The 22400-nt window shown below is 48.8% G+C and carries 14 protein-coding genes; 7 read left to right on the forward strand and 7 right to left on the reverse strand.

Features of this window, described 5'->3' with window-relative positions:
- Positions 1-426 precede the first annotated feature (426 nt).
- The gene (locus WBG78_RS07910; protein WP_337325861.1) at positions 427-1293 is read left to right on the forward strand and encodes a hypothetical protein; all 867 of its coding nucleotides are present in this window, start codon (positions 427-429) and stop codon (positions 1291-1293) included.
- A gap of 125 nt (positions 1294-1418) precedes the next feature.
- Positions 1419-3269, forward strand: a complete 1851-nt coding sequence (locus tag WBG78_RS07915; protein ID WP_337325862.1) for a metallophosphoesterase — start codon at positions 1419-1421, stop codon at positions 3267-3269.
- A 12-nt stretch (positions 3270-3281) separates the two neighbouring features.
- Here WBG78_RS07915 and pbfA read toward each other — a convergent pair whose 3' ends face one another.
- Positions 3282-4646 (reverse strand): (R)-1-hydroxy-2-aminoethylphosphonate ammonia-lyase, encoded by a 1365-nt coding sequence (gene pbfA, locus WBG78_RS07920; protein ID WP_337325863.1) that lies wholly within the window; start codon positions 4644-4646, stop codon positions 3282-3284.
- 162 nt (positions 4647-4808) lie between these two features.
- On the opposite strand from pbfA, the gene WBG78_RS07925 reads away from it, so the two are divergent.
- The gene (locus tag WBG78_RS07925; protein ID WP_337325864.1) at positions 4809-6512 is read left to right on the forward strand and encodes a serine hydrolase domain-containing protein; all 1704 of its coding nucleotides are present in this window, start codon (positions 4809-4811) and stop codon (positions 6510-6512) included.
- 1021 nt (positions 6513-7533) lie between these two features.
- On the opposite strand, the gene WBG78_RS07930 is transcribed toward WBG78_RS07925, so the two are convergent.
- The 4 genes from WBG78_RS07930 to WBG78_RS07945 form a co-directional block, all read right to left on the reverse strand.
- Entirely contained in the window at positions 7534-8313 is a 780-nt protein-coding gene (locus WBG78_RS07930) for an NAD(P)H-binding protein (RefSeq protein WP_337325865.1), read from the reverse strand.
- Positions 8314-8991: 678 nt separating this feature from the next.
- Positions 8992-11256, reverse strand: coding sequence for a xanthine dehydrogenase family protein molybdopterin-binding subunit (locus tag WBG78_RS07935; RefSeq protein WP_337325866.1), 2265 nt, complete (start codon positions 11254-11256; stop codon positions 8992-8994).
- A 45-nt stretch (positions 11257-11301) separates the two neighbouring features.
- Complete coding sequence (locus WBG78_RS07940; protein WP_337325867.1) at positions 11302-12321, reverse strand: FAD binding domain-containing protein; 1020 nt, start codon at positions 12319-12321, stop codon at positions 11302-11304.
- Complete coding sequence (locus WBG78_RS07945) at positions 12314-12811, reverse strand: (2Fe-2S)-binding protein (protein ID WP_337325868.1); 498 nt, start codon at positions 12809-12811, stop codon at positions 12314-12316. Before WBG78_RS07945 ends, WBG78_RS07940 begins: the two co-directional genes overlap by 8 nt.
- A gap of 314 nt (positions 12812-13125) precedes the next feature.
- On the opposite strand from WBG78_RS07945, the gene WBG78_RS07950 reads away from it, so the two are divergent.
- A complete protein-coding gene (locus WBG78_RS07950) occupies positions 13126-13908 on the forward strand; it encodes an acid phosphatase (protein ID WP_337325869.1) in 783 nt (260 codons plus the stop codon).
- 136 nt (positions 13909-14044) lie between these two features.
- Here WBG78_RS07950 and WBG78_RS07955 read toward each other — a convergent pair whose 3' ends face one another.
- Positions 14045-15061 carry a LacI family DNA-binding transcriptional regulator gene (locus tag WBG78_RS07955; RefSeq protein ID WP_337325870.1) on the reverse strand — a complete coding sequence of 339 codons (1017 nt, stop codon included), beginning with the start codon at positions 15059-15061 and terminating at the stop codon, positions 14045-14047.
- Positions 15062-15353: 292 nt separating this feature from the next.
- On the opposite strand from WBG78_RS07955, the gene WBG78_RS07960 reads away from it, so the two are divergent.
- Positions 15354-18500, forward strand: coding sequence for a SusC/RagA family TonB-linked outer membrane protein (locus tag WBG78_RS07960; RefSeq protein ID WP_337325871.1), 3147 nt, complete (start codon positions 15354-15356; stop codon positions 18498-18500).
- Between the two features lie 28 nt (positions 18501-18528).
- Positions 18529-20103 carry a RagB/SusD family nutrient uptake outer membrane protein gene (locus WBG78_RS07965; protein ID WP_337325872.1) on the forward strand — a complete coding sequence of 525 codons (1575 nt, stop codon included), beginning with the start codon at positions 18529-18531 and terminating at the stop codon, positions 20101-20103.
- 123 nt (positions 20104-20226) lie between these two features.
- On the opposite strand, the gene WBG78_RS07970 is transcribed toward WBG78_RS07965, so the two are convergent.
- Positions 20227-20523, reverse strand: a complete 297-nt coding sequence (locus WBG78_RS07970; RefSeq protein ID WP_337325873.1) for a hypothetical protein — start codon at positions 20521-20523, stop codon at positions 20227-20229.
- A gap of 1 nt (position 20524) precedes the next feature.
- Here WBG78_RS07970 and WBG78_RS07975 point away from each other — a divergent pair, with 1 nt between their 5' ends.
- On the forward strand, positions 20525-22270 hold the full coding sequence (locus WBG78_RS07975; RefSeq protein ID WP_337325874.1) for a glycoside hydrolase family 127 protein: 1746 nt from the start codon (positions 20525-20527) through the stop codon (positions 22268-22270).
- Positions 22271-22400: the final 130 nt, after the last annotated feature.

The following is a 22400-nucleotide window of genomic DNA, read 5'->3' on the forward strand; positions in this document are numbered from 1 at the left end:
ACGGCACGGGTACCTGCACGGCTCTGTTAAGTGTTGGTTAAAAATGACAGTGCCGTTTATAGACTTTGCAACAACCCCACGTCACGCATCTCGCTTTTTGACCACTCAACACAATTCATATTCGCTGTAAAGCCATTGATTCAACAGCACTCAATGTTTGTTTCATAGCCTGTAAAACGTTAGCGGAACGTACATTACTCGGAGTGATGACATGTTCTTCACAATTGGTTAACATGCGTGAATTGCTGCTTACAATTTTAATTGGAGCAGGAGAGTGGTTCGGGATCCGCTGTTTGCGTTAGATGCTTTTTATCAGATGAAAACACATTTTGAGAAGCAAATCTATTAACGGAATGGCTGGAGTATAAGTGACAATCTGCCATTTCGGGAACATTTTAAATCGATTATTCCAAATAAAGTCTGCATATGATACGTATCCTGAGTATAGCCACCTTTATTCTTTCCTCCCTGTACGTGGCTTCGGTTAAGGACATTCAAATCACCAAATCGTTTACGCTCGACTCACTGGGTGCCTGTCAGGGCATCTCCCTGATCGACGGCAGGCACTACGCATACGGGGATGCAGAGACTGGTGTCGTGCGTGAGTATTCGTGGAATAAGGGTTCGCTGAATTATCAGAACAGACAGTGGAAGCTTTCCATTAATAACAAGGATGTTATTAACCATCCCACCGGGTTTGCCCATCAGAAAGGATTACCGTTTTTCATGGGAAACAGCGTACGCCTTAATCCGGAAGGCACGCAATGGAAGGCTGTGATCTATTGTATCGACTGGAAGGGACTGCTTAATAGTAGAACACTTGATGGGAATCTTATTAAAACAATAGACGATGACGCCGCCGTTCAGGGAACGCGTCCTGAGTATGTCAGGTACAAGGGCAAGTGGTATGTAGCTACCGCTGACTATGGTGGCGTGCGCAACGAAGTACGACTTTATGAACCGCAGAAGCTTGCCACTGCCAACCGGACATCCGATGAAGGTGTTCTCGTTTATAAGTTCAACTGTGGGCCGTGGGTGCAAAACCTCTGCTGGCATAACAAGTCAGGCATGCTGGTGCTCGTTCAGAATCAAATCGAAGGCCGTCGATGGAGACTCAGTTTTATTGACCTGGAAAATTCGGTCGAGACGGGCACTTCCGTTGTACGTTACACTAAGGATTTCGACAAGTCCGATGAACTCGAGGGTTTTTCATTTACTGAAAATGATGAACAGGCCATTGCCGTGACTTCATCACGTACCTCGAACGGGCATCTGCTTAAGATTGACTGGTAGAGTTTAGATGCCGTCTACCTTCATTCCGCCGGGTCAGTTCATAACACAACCATAATTTTCAACGACCTTTGAGTTCACTTCTGTTGTGAACTTTGCCGGGTCCGTTCAGATTAAGCCCTGTCTTTATGATCCCACGCCTTTTCCTCACGTTTTGTTTTTTAGTAACGACGTTTTCACTACTAGCACAGGAGTTCTGGTTTTGGCCTAAGTATACTCTGGGACAAAAGGCAGCAAATTATCCCGGCCCCCGTATCGACGCACCAACAGCGCCGGCCGCTGATTTTAAGTCGCAAAGCACACCAATCCTGTTTCATGGTGAGGATCCCACACAACGCATCACCGACTTCGTTCCAGCTGATAAGTTGCCATCGAAGACCTTCAGCGCCGAACTATGGATCGTCAACCATGTTAACCAGCCCGTAGGAGCGCTTGTTACAGTGAAAAAAAAATTCGGTGGATCTGAGCCGCTGTGGCTTCTAGGGGTTTATCAACGCAATGTGATTTTCAGCATGAAACCTCAGGACGTCAGCTTTTCAAAATTGCTGTCGCACGACCTGACAAAGCGTGGCTGGAGGAACTACTGGTTGCACATTGTTGCCGTAACAGACGATCAATCGATGAAACTTTATATTAATGGACAGAAGGTTGGTGAGCGGTCTGCGTCTCCTATGGAACTTAGTCAGCCTTCAGCGATCGAAATCGAGGCGGCAGCATATACGTCAAAGGAGCCGTATATGGTATTGGGCAACCTGGTGAAGATGTTTCATTTGTATGACCACTCACTGGATGAACGGTCGGTGCAGCGCAGGTTTCAGGAACTACAGTCCATGGTTGAGGAAGGAAAGCTTTTTCCGGATCTGTTTCATTTCAACGCAGGTCCTTACCTGAACAATGCTACTCGAAATAGTGTCGACATTGTGTGGGAGACTGATCAGAAGGCGGATTTTGTCATCGAGTACGGAACGTCCGTGCCATTGACTGAGAAGCAGGATTTGATTACACAGGAAGTAACCAGTGAGTCAGGCAGCAAACAGACGCACATCTATAAGACCACCTTGCGCGACCTCAATCCCGAAACTCCATACTTCTACAACATTAAAGCAATTGCCCGTGACGGCAAATCTATTGAAACGGGTGTGCTTACATTTAGCACTGCCGTTAAAGATTCAAGTTCGTATAGCTTTGCCGTTATGGGTGATACCGAAGCAAGGCCGCATATCAATGACCGGATCTCGAAACTGATTTGGGATGAGCGCCCCAATATTGTGTTGAATGTCGGTGACCTTACCGATGGAGGTATGAAAGACCATAAGTTCGAATGGAATTATGAATATTTTCAGGGCGTGAATCAATTGGCCAGCAGGGTGGCAGTATTTCCTGTTCCGGGCAATGGGGAGGAGGATCTCTTCTGGTATAACCAATACCATACCTATCCATCAAAAGGATACTATAATTTCAAATATGGGAATGCGGAATTTTTCATGTTGAACAGCAACAAGGCGGAAGACTTTGCCGAAGGGGGAGCACAGTATGTGTGGCTTGAAGAGCAATTGAAGAAGTCGACTGCAAAATGGAAGTTTGTTGCTCATCACCACGCGCCGTATTCTGCCGACGAGGATGACTACGGCGATTCATGGAAAGGCCAGGGTGATCTGGGCGATCTGCGAATTAGAAAGATTGTTCATCTGTATGAGAAGTATCATGTAGATATGGTATTCTTTGGTCACCTCCATACTTATCAACGCACGCTGCCCATTGCCAACAATAAAGTGGTTAAGCAGGGAGGTGTTATCTATGTACAGGGCGGTGGCGGTGGAGGGAACCTTGAAGACTTCGCACCTTCTCGCGCCTGGTTTAGCGCAAAGACTTATCGGGGGCACCATTATTTCGTTGTCACCATCCACTATCAATCACTCAATTTTAAAATGTATGATACGGAAGGGCGACTGAAGGATTATCTGGATCTCACTAAATAGTTGAGTTGAAATTCAACGCGGAGTATGACTGGAAAGCACTTTCGATAGCGTACTGACAATGAAATCGCAATCATCTTTTGTGATCACGAGCGAAGGTCGGATGGTGAGGATATTGCCTTCGATAGTTTTCAACGCTACGCCTTGCTTCATGCACGCATACATTACTTGCTCAGCGTATTGAACGGCACGCTGTTTCGTTGTTGGATCAAGTACCAGATCGATCCCAAGGTGAAGTCCTTTACCAGCCACGTTGCCAATTACAGGAAATTGTTCTTTCAACGTAGACAATTGGTCTGCCAGATATTTGCCTAATACTTCCGAGTTTTGAACCAATCCGTTTTTTTCGATGTAGTTTATTGCTGCAAGACCTGCCGCAGCACTCATGGGATTTTTCTCATGAGTAAAGTGACCGATCGACCGATGTTGCAGGACGTTATATTTTTCGTGGGTAACAATGCCTGCCGCGGGAAGAATACCGCCGCCAAGTGACTTACCCAGCACCAACACATCTGGTGTCACGAAATGCTCAGTGGCGAACCACTTTCCTGTTCGGCCAAACCCTTCAATGATCTCGTCGAAAATGAGAAATATTCCATGCTTATCGCAAGTGTATCGGATTTGCTCCCAGTAGGTCCTGGACGGTATCACAGGTGTCGCGGATATGGGCTCGGCGACAATGGCCGCGATATCCGGGTTTCGTTGAAGAATCAGATCCAGCTGTCGTAAATACAAATGGTCAATCTCTTCTTCGTTGGTCAATCGCCACGGGTTCCTGTAATAGTTTGGAAATTCAATATGAAAGGCGCCGGGCATCATCGGACCAAGTCCTGTAGAGAAATGTTCTTCACCTCCAAGAGATGAAGATTGAAAGCCATTGCCGTGATAAGAGTCCCAATAGGATATTGTCTTCCAATTTCCGGTAATATGTTTTGCCAGGGACACTGCCATTTCTATAGCCTCGGATCCACCAGGGCAAAACAAAACGCGCGTCAGATCTTTTGGTGTAATCTGCACTAGTTTCCTGGCAAGTTCTATCGTTGGAATATTTGTATAGCGCCGTGGCGTAAATGCCAGACCTGCCTGAAGCTGGGCAATGACAGCCTGAATAACTTCCGGGTTTGAGAATCCAGCATTGTGGACACCGTTGCCATGCAGATCAATATACCGATTTCCATCAAAATCCTCGATCCATGCACCTTCTGTTTTCCGTAGCGCATTCATCACAGGTGTTGACAATGCCTGGTGAAGAAAATAGCGCGCGTCTTCTTCAATAAGATCTCTTGTCTCCGGTCCAAGTGCATTGATGAAAGCTGTCCTTTGTTCGCTTATGTTTACGTCCCCCTGTTCCAGGGAGACGTTGTTTTGATTTCGTTCCATGAATATGATAATGTTCTATGTGGCACCAGCGGCCCGATGTTCATAAAGGTGATACACGGATGTGAATTGTGAAAATTGTTTTCCTCATTTTTATGAAGATCAGGACCTCTGGTAGATGAACTTAGATTTAACCACCATACTTACTTATTATATATTTGATCAATGAAAGTTTTTCTGATATTTCCGTTTATCCTTTTGATCGGCAATTCCTGTAATAAAATACCAGAACAATGGAATGGTAAACGGCTCAGCAGGAAGCGTGATCAGATAACCGTTGCACAGTTACAAACTGATAATACACTTGCCTTAGTGGATTTGAGTTACTATGCCAGACCCGATTGGGCAGGCAACGCAGGCTATCATTTTTCCGGTTCAATTGTCGTTGGTGATACCCAACTGAACTATCCCAGGGGAGGTGAACCATATGATGGGGAGGATACTTTTCCAGCAATAACCATGGACTTCATTGCCGATGGAACACAACTAATACCAGTTCAAAAAGGTTTGGTCGTTGCCACAAAACATACCAATAGCTTTTGGGATGTGATTATAGGCACGGGAGCCGTTTGGAACGAAGACGGAGATAATGGATGGAGTCGTGCATCCTTTCCCCTGACGCTGACAGACAGGTATGTTGGACAAGCCAGAAATTGTGTAGCTACCTTTGTCTACAATTCCATCACAGTGAGTAATGTTTGTGTTCAGTGTAGTCAGGAGACCGCCAGCCTGGAGGATCATCGTGTAGGCGATATACGGGTGATGTTAAAAGCCAACTACCAACCCAAACGTTATGTTGACTCAGCTCAGGTAATACAACAACATCATCAATCCGGGGAACGGAGACTTCCGGTTTATCCGTTACGTGACATTGACGCCCACCAGGAGGTTGCCGAATATTTCGATAGAACCATGTCAACTAATTCTCCAACGAGTATCGGCGCGGTATTGGCAGGTGGCAAACTGTATTTGCATCCACCGAAGACGCGTCATGGTCTGTATCCCTATCCTGCTGACATGCGTCATGGAGTATATTCGGTAACAAAAAGTATGGCAGGCGCGCTGGCTCTGATGTACTTTGCGCAGCGGTATAGCCCGGATATCTTTGATGAACTTATCACAGACCATGTACCCGCTTTAGCCAACCATGCAGGCTGGAAAGGTGTAACATTTTCTCATGCACTCAACATGGTTACTGGTACGGTGGGAAGCGAGGACATGGAGCACATCCTTGATTTTATTAAGGCACGAACAGCGGAAGAATCAATCAATGTTATTGCTAAGCTGGGTGATGCGCCAAGTCTACCCGGACAGGAATTCAACTACGCGTCCACAAATTTTTTCGTTTTATCATACGCATTGCAGAACTATGTGAACGGTAAGGAGGGTACCAAAGCTGACTATTGGGATCTGGTCCGCGAAAATGTATTGGTGCCAATCGGTGCCGAAGACCTTACACTGCGACGGACTGTCGAAGAAGACAATTCATTAGGTATTCCTGTGCTGGCATATGGCGCCTTTCCGACCCTGGATGAGGCGGCGAAGATTGCCATGTTGTTTTACAGCGAAGGAAATTACAACGGGCAGCAATTGCTTCACAGGCAAAAAACACGGGAAGCGCTGGGAAGAACACAATGGGTTGGCCACTCTACCGGCAATGATTCGGGAGAAAACTATCGACACTCATTTTGGTCGACCACGGTTCACAATGGCAATTGCACTGTAAATGCAACCTATATGTGGGGCTATGGCGGAAACTATATAATTTTTTTACCAAATGATGTTATTGCGTTCAGATTTATGGATGAGTATGATCTGAATGTTCACGAGCTTGTTCGTAAAGTGGAGCAGCACCGGGCTTGTCCCTGATTCTACTTACCCCGTTATATACTCCACTTGCAAAATCTTTTTCTACTTTGGCCCTTATAGATGAAAAACAACTCAGCCTGGCTTTTCGACATGTTTGGCAGATTCTTTTTTGGTTATTCGTCTTGACTGGCAGTGATACGTTAGTATTTGTATGACCAATGATTTTCACTGTCGCTTGCTGTTGTCCTTAACGTTGGCATTTTCTCCATGCAGCGTCCTTTAACCACAATAGTTCGACAATATCCAGTCAATATCCTGCGTTTAGTTAGATAGTCATGAGTAGCGTAAGGCTTCAGAGAAGCAGAATATGCCAAAACGACGCTGCCCTGCTAATATTCTAAGTACAGTCTTGAAACGTTGTTAACACCCGCTCCACACTTTTATGCTTAATCCATCACACTTGGCGTACACTTGCTGTACACTTGGCTTACTGCTCCACATTTCACAACCAATTCCTAACGACAAAGGTGCAACGGGGTAAATGATCACTTTTCTGTTTGTTTGCGAATGTTCACAATCGTTGCAAACTCGCGTTGCTATTATTAATTACTGTCAAATTCTGTTAAATCGCTACAGCAGGTTCGCCCCGAACAAGGAAAGAGACCTGGCCACACGTCAGCGCGACGCGCTATGACCCATTTACTTTATAAAATTGGGTGCTTCAGTGCTGGGCATTCATTAGATGTTCTGCCACTCGCTCATTACAAGTGCTCGACTTACCAGAGACTTACCAGGGACTTACCAGAGGTAAGACTTATTACGCAGTGCCAACGCTGTTGCAACGCTCTCGCTCCGCACTCTTGTCGCTCTTTCAACGCTCTCGCTACGCTCTTTCAACGCTCTCTTGCCGCACTTCTCCCAGTCTTTCCCACACTTGCGCTTAGCCGACTACTCGTTTGTTAAAAAGCAGCATCTAGCTTAGCCGTGTGGATGGAAAGTGAGAACCCCAGAGAATGGAGCCTTTTTTGGAATATTCAGTGCCTTCGGGCGCGGCTGATTTTAAAAGGCAGCAAACGACCGATCAGTTTAAGCGATGGGTCATTCTGTAATTGAGCACTGTTTTAAGATGCGCATTGCTCACAATCTTATAATCCCCTGTCGTATCTGAAAACACAGGAGGTTCCATGCCTAAGGCGATCGCTGCCTTAGTGTAAAAGTCTTTTCTTGTAGGATGTTCATCCGCACACGCGTTCAGCACATGGCCCCACGCATTGCCTTCAATAATACGCTTCACGATACCGATGCAGTCATCGGCATGTATAAGGTTCACGGGTGCCATCGCTCCGGGCACATCCTTCTTAGCCGCCAGGAATCTGCCAGGCTCTCGTCCTGGGCCAAACAATCCCGCGAAGCGCACGATGGTGGACTCAATTCCCGATAGCTGTACAATTCGCTCTGCGCGCACTACAGAATGAACAGCATCCGCGTCGTCCTCGGTGACAACGCGATTAAGATCGGGATAGACTGACGTTGTGCTGAATAGGATTATTTTTCCGACGTTGCCGCTACGTGCAGCACTCACGACATCGCTGACCTGCATAACATACTCTTCGCCCTTCTGAGCCCGTATTCGTTGGGGCAGACTGATGATGAGTACATCGGCATGGAAGAACGCTCGCGCTTCATCCGGAACATTCCCTGCGCTGAAAACGAACGGGATGATTCCGGTGCTTTTGAGTCCGTCCACGTTCTCAACCTTAGTCGTCGATCCGAGCACCGTATAACCTTCATTTACCAGTGATGCGCCCAATTGTTTTCCCAGCCACCCGCACCCCAAAATGCTGATCGTTCGATTTACCATTAGATACGTTTGCGTGTTGCTTCGCCGCGACAAGTTTCAGTGCCAATTTACTCCAACGAAGCGAACCGCTGCACGAATATTTCAAGATCATTTGGATCACCGTAAACAATTAGAAAAGTTCAACGCGTTTTACTTACCCATAAATTGGTGAGCGTGCTAAATACTTTTCGCTGATCCGGACTATCTGACGATCATGAGTTTCCAGGTTCTCAACCCATTTGATTTTGCTCCAAAGGGTGATCGTTGGGAGGGGTTGGGGGGAAAGATATTTCGCCTGCCGGGCAATTAGACCGGACTCAGAAAGGTGTCCCCATGTCTTTTAGCAACTTTTCCGACCTTCCCGAAACTCCTGTCTAAGCGTTTTTGTATTGATCACTAATAATTGTAGCGGATACACGTGTTAAATCGTGCTCGGGTTCTCCTATAGAAGGACTATAGTAGCACTATAGTAGCCCTATACTTTTAGACGATCGGTTGACGACTTTTCCATACTCGTCCCATACTTTTTCTATATCCGCTCTATACTTTTCCTATACCCGTCCTATACTTTTCCTATATCCGTCCTATATTTTTCCACACTTTCTGATGAATGTGTGTCACTGTCCGATCCGGATTTAACTATACAGTCTTTTTGAATTTGGACTGGGCACAATTCTTAATTCTTATTCTTAATTCTCCTCAAAGCAGCCGCTCAAAATGAATCGGCAGATCATTCACTCTCTTGCCCGTCGCGTGAAAGATCGCATTGGATATCGCGGCAGGCATGGCAATCATTCCGATTTCTCCCACGCCCTTCACTCCAAGTTCGTTGATCAGGGCATCTTCTTCTTCCACAAAGATGACATCGAGATCATGAATGTCGGCGTGGACTGGTATATGATATTCGGCGAGGTTCGGATTGATGTATTTGCCGAATCGTTCATCGATAATGGCCTCTTCCCGCAGCGCCTTGCTGATGCTCCACACCATGGAGCCCAGGATCTGGCTGCGGGCCGTCTTGGGATTTATGATGCGGCCTGCGGCTACTGCAGTCACGGCATGGACAACGTTGATGGTGCGTAGGGAGACATCGACTTCGACCTTCACAAACGCGGCACTATGCGTGGCCTTCGCGTACTTGCGCAGCTTGATGGCCTTGGGCTTCGCGAGGTTGGTGGTTTTGATGGCGCGACCCTTGTTGGCAGCAACAATGTCTTTTAAGGGAATACTTATCGAAGGATTGTCCTTCATTGTCATTAAGCCATCGCGGAAAATAATGTTGGTTTCATCTGCGTCCGTCAGGACTGACCCTTTCATGGCTTTCGCTGCTTTAATCAGTTTTTGTTTTAATGCATTCACTGCCGTAACGATCGCTACGCCCGTAGATGCGGTCGTCGACGATCCGCCCTGGAACATGGAAAACGGTTTCTTACTGTCACCGTAGCTGAAGTTCACTTCTTCGAGCCGCAGGCCAAGCGTGTCAGCAGCGATCTGCGTCATCACGGTAAGGGTACCGGTCCCAATATCTGTAGTGGCGTTGTTCACGTGGAGCTTGCCTTCTTTGTCGATATATGCCTCGACACGCGAGGGAAACTGGTACGCGTCCCAGATGCCGGTAGCCATACCGTAGCCAATGAGCTTGTTGCCAGTCTTCATGCTGCCGGGCTGTGGATTCCGCTGATCCCATCCGATCTTCGCGGCTGCCTGTTCGTAACAAGCTTTGAGCGCTTTGCTGGTAAATGGCTTCTGCTCGGATGGGTCATTGTCGGAGTAGTTCAGGAGCCGGAACTCGAGCGGATCAATGCCCAGCGCATAGGCGAGCTGGTCCATGGTGCATTCAATGGCGTGCATGCCGGTACTGCCTCCGGGCGCACGCATGTCGATTGGCGAGTGAACATCCAGCGGCACGACCTGATATTCAAATAGCGTGTTAGGCGATGGATATAAGCGGTGACTCCAGTTCGATACGGTCTCTGTGTAGTCCTCATACGTTGAGGTCTCCGACACTGCGGAATGATTGAGTCCGGTGATATGTCCGTCTGTTTCGGCGCAAAACCTGGTGGTCTGAATGGTTTGTGGACGATGACAAAAGGAGAACATTTGTTTTCGTTCCAAAGTCACACGTACATTGCGCTTGAGCTCCAGCGCGGCCATTACGCAGAGGAATAGCTGATACTGCGGACGCAATCCTGATCCAAACGCGCCGCCTACAAACGGTGCCACTACACGCACGTTCCTGTATTTAAGTCCGAAGACGTTGGCAACATACAGTTGGTTGTTAACTGTTCCCTGTGTCTTGTCGTAGATGGTGAGCTTGCCGTCACCTTCATAAACCGTCGTGGTGGCAAACAACTCGATGGGATTGTGATGCTCAGTTCCATGTTTAAACGTTCCCGATGTCTTTGCAGACGCTCTGTCGTAAGCGCTTTCAAAGTCGCCGGTCGGTTTCGGTGGCGGTGGCCTGAGGATGGTCGCCATTCCTTTCTTTGGGTCGCGCGCATCCCCCAGATTGGATTCAAGTGTGGTCTTTGACGGTTCTTCTTCGTATTCCACGTACACAAGCGTAGATGCGTATCTCGCCGTTTCAAAATCGTCAGCCACCACCAGCGCTATTGGCTCGCCGTTGAACTTAACTTCTGCATGGTGCAAAGGCTTGTAGACGGAACCAGGGGGCGCATCCATGTCAGCGTATTGCATATCAAACCACGCCAGGCGTGGACGATTCTCATAAGTGAAAACCTGTTTCACCCCGGGAAACGCCATTGCATCACTGACATCAAGTCTGCGGATCCTTCCTTTTGTAATGGTGCTGCCCACGACATAACCATACAACAAATCGGGCACGTTGTACTCCCCGGCATACTTTGCCGCACCGGTCACCTTCTCTTTTCCTTCCAGACGACTTATGGGTTGTCCCTTTTTGTCGGTGTTTACAGGTAGTCTGCCCGTTGGTTCTTTAGTCATGATTCAATTGGTTTATGATCACGCGTTATCACGTATGTATTATACCTACACCGAGGGTTGTGCTCCGGGCAACTGCGATGATGGTTGCAACGCCATCAGTCCATTGCGTACGATAGCCCGATGGGCCAGTTCTATTTTGAAACCGTTATGCTTAAAGGCTCTTGCGCCTTCCAGCAGAATGGTGGCCGCTTTCCGAAAGTTGTCTTCATCCGGCGTTTTACCCAGCAGAAATTGTTCGGCATCCACTTTTCGCCACGGCTTGTGCGCCACGCCTCCTAAGGCGATTCGCGCGGAGGTTACAACGCCATCCCTAAGCGTCAATCCTGTTGCGACCGAAAGAAGCGCAAAGGCATATGAATTCCGGTCCCGGATCTTCAAGTACGAATAGTTTGCAGCGAACCCTTCACTGGGCAGATCGATCGAGGTGATGATCTCGCCAGCCTGTAAATCGTTCTCAATATGCGGTGTATTTCCAGGCAGTCGGTGAAACTGTTCAAAGGCAATGCTTCGTTCACCGTTTGGCCCAGTCACATTTACCCACGCCTCGAGTGCCGCCAGCGCGACACTCATATCCGATGGATACACGGCGATGCAATCATCACTGGTGCCAAGAATGGCGTGCATGCGATTATATCCTTCGATAGCCGGGCATCCCGAACCGGGATTGCGTTTATTGCAGGGGAGATCGTGATCATAGAAATAGTAGCATCTTGTCCGCTGCAGCAGGTTTCCTCCGTTGGTGGCCATGTTCCTGATCTGTCCTGAAGCGCCGGCAAGTATTGCTCTTGACAGTAAAGGATAACGCTGCTCAATCAATGGATGATAAGCAGTGTCGGCATTTGTGACAAATGCACCGATTCTTAAACCTCCGTCATCGCGTTCGCGAACGTCATGCCCGACATCGATATGGGTGAGATCGATAAGCGAAGTCGGATGAATGAGATTGTACTTCCAGAGGTCGATGAGATTGGTGCCTCCTCCTACGTACTGACTACCGGGCGTATTCATGCAACACGCAGTAGCTTCCGCGATATTATGCACTTTCTGGTAGATGAAGTTATTCATAAGATTTCGTCGTGTGAGACTTTGTCGTCTGAGTCGTACTGCCCTTTACGTCCATGATGGCATCAATAATCCCCACATTCGCGCCGCACCTGCAGAGGTTTCCGCTCATCAGTTCCTTAACTTCATCACGGGTGTTTGCCTTTCCTTCTTCAAGCATTCCTATTACGCTGCATATCTGTCCTGGCGTACAATAGCCGCATTGAAACGCATCGTGTTCAATGAACGCTGTTTGAATAGGATGCAGATTTCCCTCGCTGCCAATACCCTCGATAGTCGTAACAGATGATCCATCTTTCATTACAGCCAGCGCAAGGCAACTGAGTATGCGCTTGCCATCGCAGAGCACTGTACAGGCGCCACATTGTCCATGGTCACAACCCTTTTTTGTTCCGGTGAGTTGAAGTCTGTCACGAAGTGCATCCAGCAGCGACACCCACGGCATCACTTCCAGCGTGCGTCGTTCTTCATTTACGATTAGATTGATAAGCATAAGGCTAGTATTTTTTGGGCTCTTGCAATGAGTTCAAAAAATCATGCCATGCGATTAATGACCTTGTAGCCCGGTATTGCCGACTATTGTCCACAGTAATTCCGCATTAACTATTCTGTGGTGGGGAATTGAGTGCAAATCAGAAATGAGGAATTAAGAGTTAAGAAATAAGAATTGAATGCAACCATTAAAAAAGTGCCCACTCATTAATTGCCAATTCCACGACCGCAGGTCGTGACAGCCAATTCATAATTCTTAACTCTTAATTCTTAATTTCAATCTGACCGACTATCTTTCATTAAATCCCTCTCCCTATGATTATCCGCCCCTTTCAACTCGCTGTCATCCTGTCGGTAGTTTTCATCACCGGTTGCCAGACAGCCAACCAATCAAAGACCGAAGTAAAGGAGATTGCCCCGGGACTTCTTCAGGGTTACTTGTCGAAGGATGAGATTCCCAATAGCCTTACCCTTGTGCCACCACCGCCGGAGGAAGGAACACCTGGCTATGCGCTCGATCAGGACTTCGCCTCAAAGGCCGTAGCATCCAGAACTACAGACACCACCCGACTGAGCCTCGCCACGCGCGATGCTTATCTGTACTTCCCGGAAGCAGCGTCGTCGTTTCAGTCGACGGTAGGAGTGGAGATAAGCGAGACAAAGACGCCGCATCTGTACATGCTCATGCGTCGCGTATTGACCGACGCCGCGCTCTCCACTTCTGCAGCCAAGCACCACTATAAGCGTAAGCGTCCCTTCATGGTGAACAACACGCCCACGTGTACTCCCGCTGATGAGGAAGTGTTACGAAAGGATGGTTCCTATCCGTCGGGTCACACTGCCATCGGCTGGGCGTGGTCACTGGTGTTCACGGAATTGTTTCCTGCAAAGACGAATGATATTCTGAAGCGCGGATACGAGTTTGGTGAAAGCCGCGTCATCTGTAATGTCCACTGGCATAGCGACGTTGAAGCGGGTAGGGTAGTCGGAGCTGCAACGGTTGCACGCCTTCACGCTAATAAGGACTTCCAGCGCGACATGGAGGCAGTGAGAAAGGAAATCGTCAAGATAAATAGTGAGCACGCTGCAGGCCAGTAGAGAAATTAAGAATTAAGAGTTATGAATTAAGAATGTTAATCACGACCGTAGGTCGTGACTGCCAATTCTTAATTCTTAATTCTTAATTCTTAATTCTTAATTCTTAATTCTTAATTCTTAATTCTTAATTCTTAATTCATAATTTTTTAACCGACTTTCTATAGGTCAGCTCCGGCCTGAGCAGTACCTGCTTAGACTTAATCTCCTTGTTCCCCAGCATAAAGAATAAATGCTTCACTGCCAGCTGGCAGATCTCACGGGTGGGCTGGGTAACGCACGTCAACGGGGTGGATAGATACTCCAGGTAAGGGTGATCATCAAAAGTCACCAGCGACATGTCGTCAGGTATGCTAACGTTATCCTCCCGCAATGCCTTCATGCTTCCCATCGCTATCGTATTGCTGAGGGTGAATAGAGCCGTCGGTCGCTGCTTCGACTGGAGGAGTAGCTTTGTTTCTTTATAACCATTCCTAATGCTGAACTCATCACCAACAATCACATACTTGTTGAGTCCTGCAGCGATCATAGCATCTTTGTAACCTTGTATCCGGAGTTTGTTCGGAACAGACTCATGCACACCCTGTATGCAGGCAATGTGTTTATGACCATTGTCGATAAGGTGGCGTGTAGCCATCACAGCGCCTTCGTAGTTGTCGGTTGAAACGTATGGGATATCTGCATCTTCGAAGTATCTGTCGATGCAGACAATTGGTCGTCCCTGGTCGTACATCTTCTTGATCGATGCCCAGTCCTGGGTACAAGGCACGATGATAAGTCCTTCAATGTTGCGCGACACCATCTGCCGCAGCTCTTCATTTTCGATGTCTATCTTCTCGTCGCTATCGCCGATGATGGTCGCATACCCGCGGTTGCGCACCTCGACGTTGATCTCGCTGGCGATGTCGGCAAAGAAGGGGTTGCTTAAGGATGGTATGATGAGCGCGATAGTGTTGGTCTTTCCGGATTTGAGCGAGGCAGCAAACTGGTTAGGAACATAGTTCAGCTTGCGCGCCGTCTCCCGGATCTTTTGCTGTGCCTTTTCGCTGATCCGGTACTCCTCGCCTTTGCCATTTAGCACGCGCGAGACAGTGGTAATGGAGACACCTGCCTTTTCGGCGATATCTACGATGCTCACTTTGTGGTTGGTGGCCATTGGGGGTAGAACAAACGTTTATCTTAAAGATACTCAAAAATAGTTCATGCTTGTATCACGTGCGAGTCACACATGTAATAAATCAGATACTTTTGATGGATTGCGCAAACGTTTATTTAAACGGTTTGCGCTTTTTTCGCCGCTCAACGACAAACGAACACAGTTAAGTGATTAATAATCAGTATAGTAACTTATTGAAATGTCCTCTTCTATGATTTATAGGACAAACGTTTGTTCATCATTGACCCTTTTGCCTAGTATTGCACGAACAACTTTACAACAAGATTTCCCCATGAAAGGACATTTACTAATCAAACGCATTGTCCCGCCAGTATCCCAGGGGTTGCCTCTATTATTGGCGGCACTCCTTATACTGTCCGGAACTGTGAGCCTCGCTGCCACGGCCGCGCCGCTTCAGTCAATCGTTGTCTCCGGTACTATTACGTCTGAGGAAGAACAAGGTGGACTTCCCGGCGTGAGCATCCTGGTAAAAGGAACCAGTATGGGTACCGTTACAGACTACAACGGCAAGTACACTCTCGAAGTACCCGGCCCTGAGTCTGTCCTCGTTTTCACATCCATTGGATACGAAACCCAGGAGGTTATCGTCGGTGGCCAGACAAGCATAGACCTGGTGCTGAAATCCAGCCTAACCTCCCTGCAGGAGGTTGTCGTCGTAGGTTATGGCACCCAGCAAAAGGTGAGCGTAACAAGCGCGGTAGGGCAGGTGCGTCCTGAAGAACTCACGCGTCGCCCAGTCACTACGTTGCAGCAGGCAATGCAGGGAACGGTACCGGGACTCACGGTATTGGATGCGGGTGGTAGCCCCGGCTCACCTAACCAGCAAATGGTGATTCGTGGTGCAAATACTCTTTATACTCCTCCCGGCCAGCAGTCAGTCGGTGTTTCCGATATCGGCAACAACCAGCCCCTGGTCATCGTGGATGGTATCGAGCAGCCACTCAATACGATCAATCCCACAGACATCGAATCGATCTCCGTCTTAAAGGACGCGAGCTCTTCTGCTATTTATGGTTCACGCGCCAACAACGGCGTTATTCTCATCACCACAAAGCGTGCTAAAGAAGGACGTGTCGCGGTGAACTATAGCGGCTACTATGCTATCCAGCAGGCAACAAATCAGCCTGAGCATATGGACCTCAGAAGTTATATGGAGCTGCAGAACATCGCACGCACCAACATGGGAACTGCCCCTTTATACACGCAGCAACAGATCGACACTTATGTGGAAGGTTCAAAGACTAACCCACTGAAGTATCCACTGCCTTTCGACTGGCACAATGCGATGTTTAAGAACGCACCGATGTTTAACAACACCTTGTCGGTAAGCGGTGGTTCTGAAAACTTTAAGGCCCGCATGAGCTACCGCAACCAGAACCAGGACGGTATCATCGCCAATACAAATTCAGTGTTGAACGATTTCAGGATCAACACCGACTTCAAAGCATCGAAGAAGATCGGCTTTGCCGCCGACCTGAACTATCGCAACCAGAACACCACCGAACCAACGGGTACGGTACAGGCGCCTTTCTCTACGAACGGCATCAACGAGATCTTCAGACAGCTGATGCAGAACTCCATCTGGGCTGTGCCTAAATATCCCAACGGTGACTATGGAGGAGGTACACAGGGTAACAACCCCCTTCTCCTCGCAGAGAAAGGAGGAATCAACCGTGTGATCAGCAATTACCTGACGGGTAGCCTTACCGGTTCATGGGAAATTGTGAAGGACCTTAAGTTCAGCACGCAGGTAGCGTTCCGTACCAACGATGTGGTTGGTAAGAATTTCGTTAATACATGGGAGGCGCGCGACTCAACGGTCGTGAAGAAGTCGAACCTCATCAACAAGGACACCGAAACACGTTCGTCCCTTCGCGAAGTAACTGTCAACAGCTTATTGAACTACTCAAAGACGTTCGGCGATCATAGCCTGAAGGCTTTGCTTGGATATTCGCAGATCGCTAACCAGTACTCTACGCTTTGGGCTTCAAGACAGGGCTTCTACAACAACGATGTTACGTCGATCGGTCAGGGGCAGAACGATGCCACAAAAGACAACGGCGGTAGTGATTCTGAATGGGGACTTCGTTCGTATTTCGCAAGAGTGGGATACTCGTTTAAAGACAAGTATATGTTCGAAGCCAACGGGCGCTTTGATGGCTCTTCACGCTTTACCGGTGATAATCAATACAGCTTCTTCCCTTCGTTCTCTGCCGGATGGCGTTTGTCCGAGGAATCGTTCTTCACCAATGCAAAGAACATCGTATCTGATTTGAAACTTCGTGGTTCATGGGGCCGTACAGGTAACAACACGAACGTAGGACTCTACAGCTTCTATCCTCAGCTGAATCCTGTGACTTACGTGTTTGGCTCTACCGTAGTACAGGGATATGAACAGCAAAAGATTGCCGATCCAAACATTACGTGGGAGACAGCAACACAAACAGACATCGGTCTTGATGCAGAATTCTTCGAAGGAAGATTCACTTTCACGATGGACTATTACGACAAGACGAACCGCGACATTCTTCTCGCGCTTCCGGTACCCGGTGCGTTAGGTCTTCAGGCCGGAACACAGAACGCCGGCGTAGTTCAGAACAAAGGATGGGAATTCGCAGTAGGAAACAATCATACCTGGAACGCTTTCACACTTCGCACGAACCTCAACTTCGCACTGAACAACAACAAGGTGGTCGACCTTGCGGGCACCGGACCATTTATTACCGGTAACGACATCGACCCCCGCTTCATCATCCAGGAGGGTCTTCCTATGAACGGCTACTGGGGATACAAGACCGATGGTCTCTATCAAACCAACGACGAGGCTTCTGCTGATCCTATATTCATGAGAGCAGCGAAGGCCGGCGACGTACGCATGGTAGACCGCGATGGCGACGGCGACATTGATCCAAACGACATGACCTTCCTCGGCAATTCTCTGCCGAAGTATACTTACGGTGGTTCAATCAACCTCGGATACAAGGCGTTCTCATTGAACATCATGTTGCAGGGCGCTGCCGACTACTACATGCGAATAGCCAGAGCGTTAGGCGAGCAGGGCAACTACGAAGGTTTTACTCCGGACATCTATACGAACAACTACTGGACTCCTGAGCATACCGATGCGCGTTTTCCCCGTCCTACAAAGCAGGACCTGCGCAACCAGGCATCAACGGACCGTATGCTGGTCGACGCTTCTTACCTGCGGGTGAAGAACATTCAGCTTTCTTATCAGATTCCGACTGCGCTTACACAAAAGGCGTTCATCCAGCACGCAAGTGTTTATGTGTCGGGAACAAACCTGCTGACGTTCTCTAAACTGAATGAGTGGCATCTCGATCCTGAATCTACTTCAGGATGGCAGAACTACTATCCGCAAACGTCCATGTACACACTTGGCGTGAACCTGCAATTCTGATGATGTTTGAAATTAACGACGCAACAAAATGAAAATAATATATAAACCCCTTCTGCTGATCGTGCTGGGACTGACCTTTGGAGCTTGTGAAGATCTCCTGGACACAACCCCAACCGACCGCATATCGACCGAGATTTTCTGGAAGACGGAAAAGGATGCGCAGCTTGCTGCGAATGCTGTGTACACGCACCTGACTGAAACGGCTACGCACTACGCGAGCTGGGATGGCATGACCGACATCGGTTATACGAACCTTCCTCAATCGCCGGAGTCGTTCATTCTCCAGGGAACGTTTGATCAGCTGAACAGTCGCGTAGCCAGCGACTGGAAAGGTTATTACTCGGGTATTCGCTCTGCGAATGCCTTCCTCGACAACGTCGACAAAGTACAAACCAGCAACACCGCGCTGATCAATCGCCTCAAGGGTGAGGTGCGTACACTGCGCGCGAACTATTACATCTCGCTGGCTTTCCTTTATGGTGATGTTCCGCTGTTAACAAGCGAAGTTACGCTGGAAGAAAGCAAGGTGCTTACCCGTACTCCTGTTTCTCAGGTTTGGGATTTCATTTCTTCAGAACTTACTGAGGCGGCAACATTGTTGCCCAATACGCAAACGGAGAAGGGACGCATAACTAAAGGAACGGCCCTCGCACTGAAGGCACGCGCCGCGCTTTATGCGAAGCGTTACCAGGAGGCTGCTGATGCAGCCAAAGCGGTGATGGACCTCAACGTGTACTCGATCATTCCTTCGTACAAAGACCTCTTCACCTATAATGGAGAAAACAATGCTGAAGTCATTCTCGACATTCAATTCATAAAGGGTACTTTACCTAACGACGTGTTCAGCGTGCTGGCGCAGCGCAGCGTAAATGGTAAAAACCTTTTCGTGCCTACAAAAGTTCTGGTTGACTCATACGAGATGACCAACGGTCTGCCTATTGGCGATGCCGCCAGCGGATTCGACCCGATGAACCCCTATGCAGGCCGCGATCCGCGATTGAAGTACTCGGTGTATGTCGAGGGCGATATCCTGCCGAACGGCAAGGTGTTCGATCCGAAACCTTCGAGTACGACGGGCGATGCAGTCGGCTCAACGTTTCTCGTTTCTCCTACAGGATACAACGTGAAGAAGTATATCAGCGCAGAAGATCTTGCAGCGCCTACCAACGCAGGTATCAACTTTATCCTCTTGCGTTATGCCGAGGTGAAGCTGATCTATGCTGAGGCAAAGATCGCGCAGAATCAGATCGACCAGTCAGTGTATGATGCCATCAACTCAGTACGTCAGCGCACCGATGTGAACATGCCAGCGATTGCTTCTGGCAAATCACAGGAGGAGATGACGGCCATCGTTCGTCACGAACGCATGGTTGAACTGGCCTTCGAAGGTCAGCGCTTCTTCGATATCCGCCGCTGGGAGATTGCCGGTGACGTGATGCCGGGCAAAGTGTACGGTATGACTTACAAGAATGCTCAGGGCAACCTTCAGACTGTAGAGGTGCCTGCCTGGACGAACACATGGAACGATCGTAACTATCTGTGGCCCGTGCCGCAGCAGGAGCGCGATCTCAACGATCAACTTGGACAGAATCCCAACTGGTAATAACTCCTTTGGTAAACTGGCAGGATCACATAGCCAAGCCAGCCTGGAAATGTTCGATGGGAGCATTCCAGGCTGGAATAGCCAAACCTGATACCTGACCTGGCCGTCAAGTAATCAATTAATTCAACCTGATATAACCTTTCTTCCTTCAGCTGTAATGTTTATAACAAAGACCGACTCAAAGTTTACCCTATCAGAAAGCGCTTTCAGGCTGACGGCACTTGCATTTGCAACGGCCCTGATGATGAGTGCCACGGCAAGTGGCCAGTCAGTTAAGAGTTCATCAACTCCTGCGTCTGCAGTGACTTCTTCATCAGCATCTCCTTCATCGGGCTCGACTTCATCAGCATCCTCATCAGTCACAAAGGTACCGACATCTACGACCTGGCTGGAGCCCGGAGAAATTACAGTAGGGGGCACGTTGGGGCAATTCATCACCTCAGATCGCGCCGGCCGCATCACTGAGCTTCCGAAGTGGAGGAATGGCCAGCTCATCACCATGTTTGGCAAGGAAGCCAAAGACCACCACGACAAGATGGACTGGTACGGTGAACACGGTGGCAAATGGCTGTACATGGCATCTCATGCGGCAAAGCACAGCGGCAACAAAGAGCTGGAAGCGGAAGTGCTGCGGATAGCTAACTACTTCGTTCAGCAGCAGGACGCCGATGGTTATCTCGGCAACTACGGTCCGACCGTAAGGATCACCAACGACGCCATCAATCACAAGCGCTCATGGGACACCTGGAACCTGAGCTACATGGTACTCGGTCTCTTGCAAACCAACAAGTACTATCCTGAACCTGCCTACCTGAAGGCAGCAAAGTCGATCGGTGACCTGTTCGTGAAACAGTTTGGCGATGGACAAAGAAACATCATCGATTACGGCACAAGGCGAGGCACGTCGGCAACGGTGATCCTCGATCCGCTGGTGGAATTGTATAAGGCAACGGCCGACACACGGTATCTTCAGCTGGCGGAGCGCGTCATCAAAGAAGCTGAAGCGAATCCCGATCACCGGATAATAACGGCCGGGTTGAACAACGTCGACATGGAGTTTGTGGGCGACGGCAAGATCTATCAGATCATCTGGAACGTAACGGGCGTAGTAAAGCTGTACGAAGTTACGGGCAACGCCAGTTATCTGAAGGCGGCCACGAACATCTGGCAGAACATCGTCGAGCAGCACCTGAACATCACGGGCGGGCCATGGGGCGGCGTAGGCAAGCATATGGAGTGTTTCAACCGCAAGAACTATTGGAGCCCCTATGGCATGGTGGAGACCTGCAGCACGATGTCGTGGATCCAGCTGAACAAAGAGCTGCTTCGTCTCACGGGCGAAGCAAAGTACGCACAGGAGCTGGAGCGCTCGGCATACAACGCACTGCCTGGAGCAAGGTTCTCTAACGGGGTCGACTGGTCATATCACTCCTTTAACAACGGCAACTGGTCCGTTGCCAACTTTAACGACTGTTGCCCGTCGAGCGGTGCGATGGCGCTGGAAGAATTGCCGGACATCATGTACAGCAAGCGCAACAATGGAATCGCGCTCAACCTCTTTGGTGAAAGCGAAGCGACGATCAAACGCGGCAAGAACACGGTGAAGGTAGCGCAGAAGACTCAGTATCCATTCGATGGCAACGTGCATGTTACTGTTGCCTCTTCGAAGAAGGAAGCCTTTCCGCTTATGATCCGGATTCCCGAGTGGGCCACGGGTGCAACCATCAGCGTGAATGGTCAGAAAATTCAACAGGTACTGACGGCCGGAACGTATACCACCATCGATCGTATGTGGACCAGTAAGGATGTGGTGGAGATCTCATTTCCTGTGGAGTTGCGCGTAGCCACAAGGTTGGAAGAGCTCGATGGTCCTCAGAACGCGGGTGAGATCTATCACGCGGGCTGGTTTGCCCTGACTCGCGGCCCTCTGGTGTACGCAGTAGATGGACTTATCGACGGAACCCAACGTGAGGTAAACCTCAACACTACACTTAAGGACGTAACACAACTTGGCGTATTGCCATCATCGCCTGTTCCCGGAGCTCCCGCCTACGTGTGGAAACCGGACGGAAAGCGGGAATTGAAATTTGTTCCGTATTACGCAGCTGGAGGAATGACGAAGGGTGGGTGGAGATTGACGTGGTTGATGGGAACAATAAGTAATTAAGAGTTAAGAATTAAGAATTATGAATTGGGTGAGTGCGGTTGAATATGGTTTACAGGTTTGTTCATTGTATTTCCAGTTTAACCTAACCTAATACTCAATGAGCCAATCGATGAAAGTGATTCAATGGTTA

Source organism: Chryseolinea sp. T2 (assembly GCF_037203685.1).
GTDB lineage: Bacteria > Bacteroidota > Bacteroidia > Cytophagales > Cyclobacteriaceae > Chryseolinea.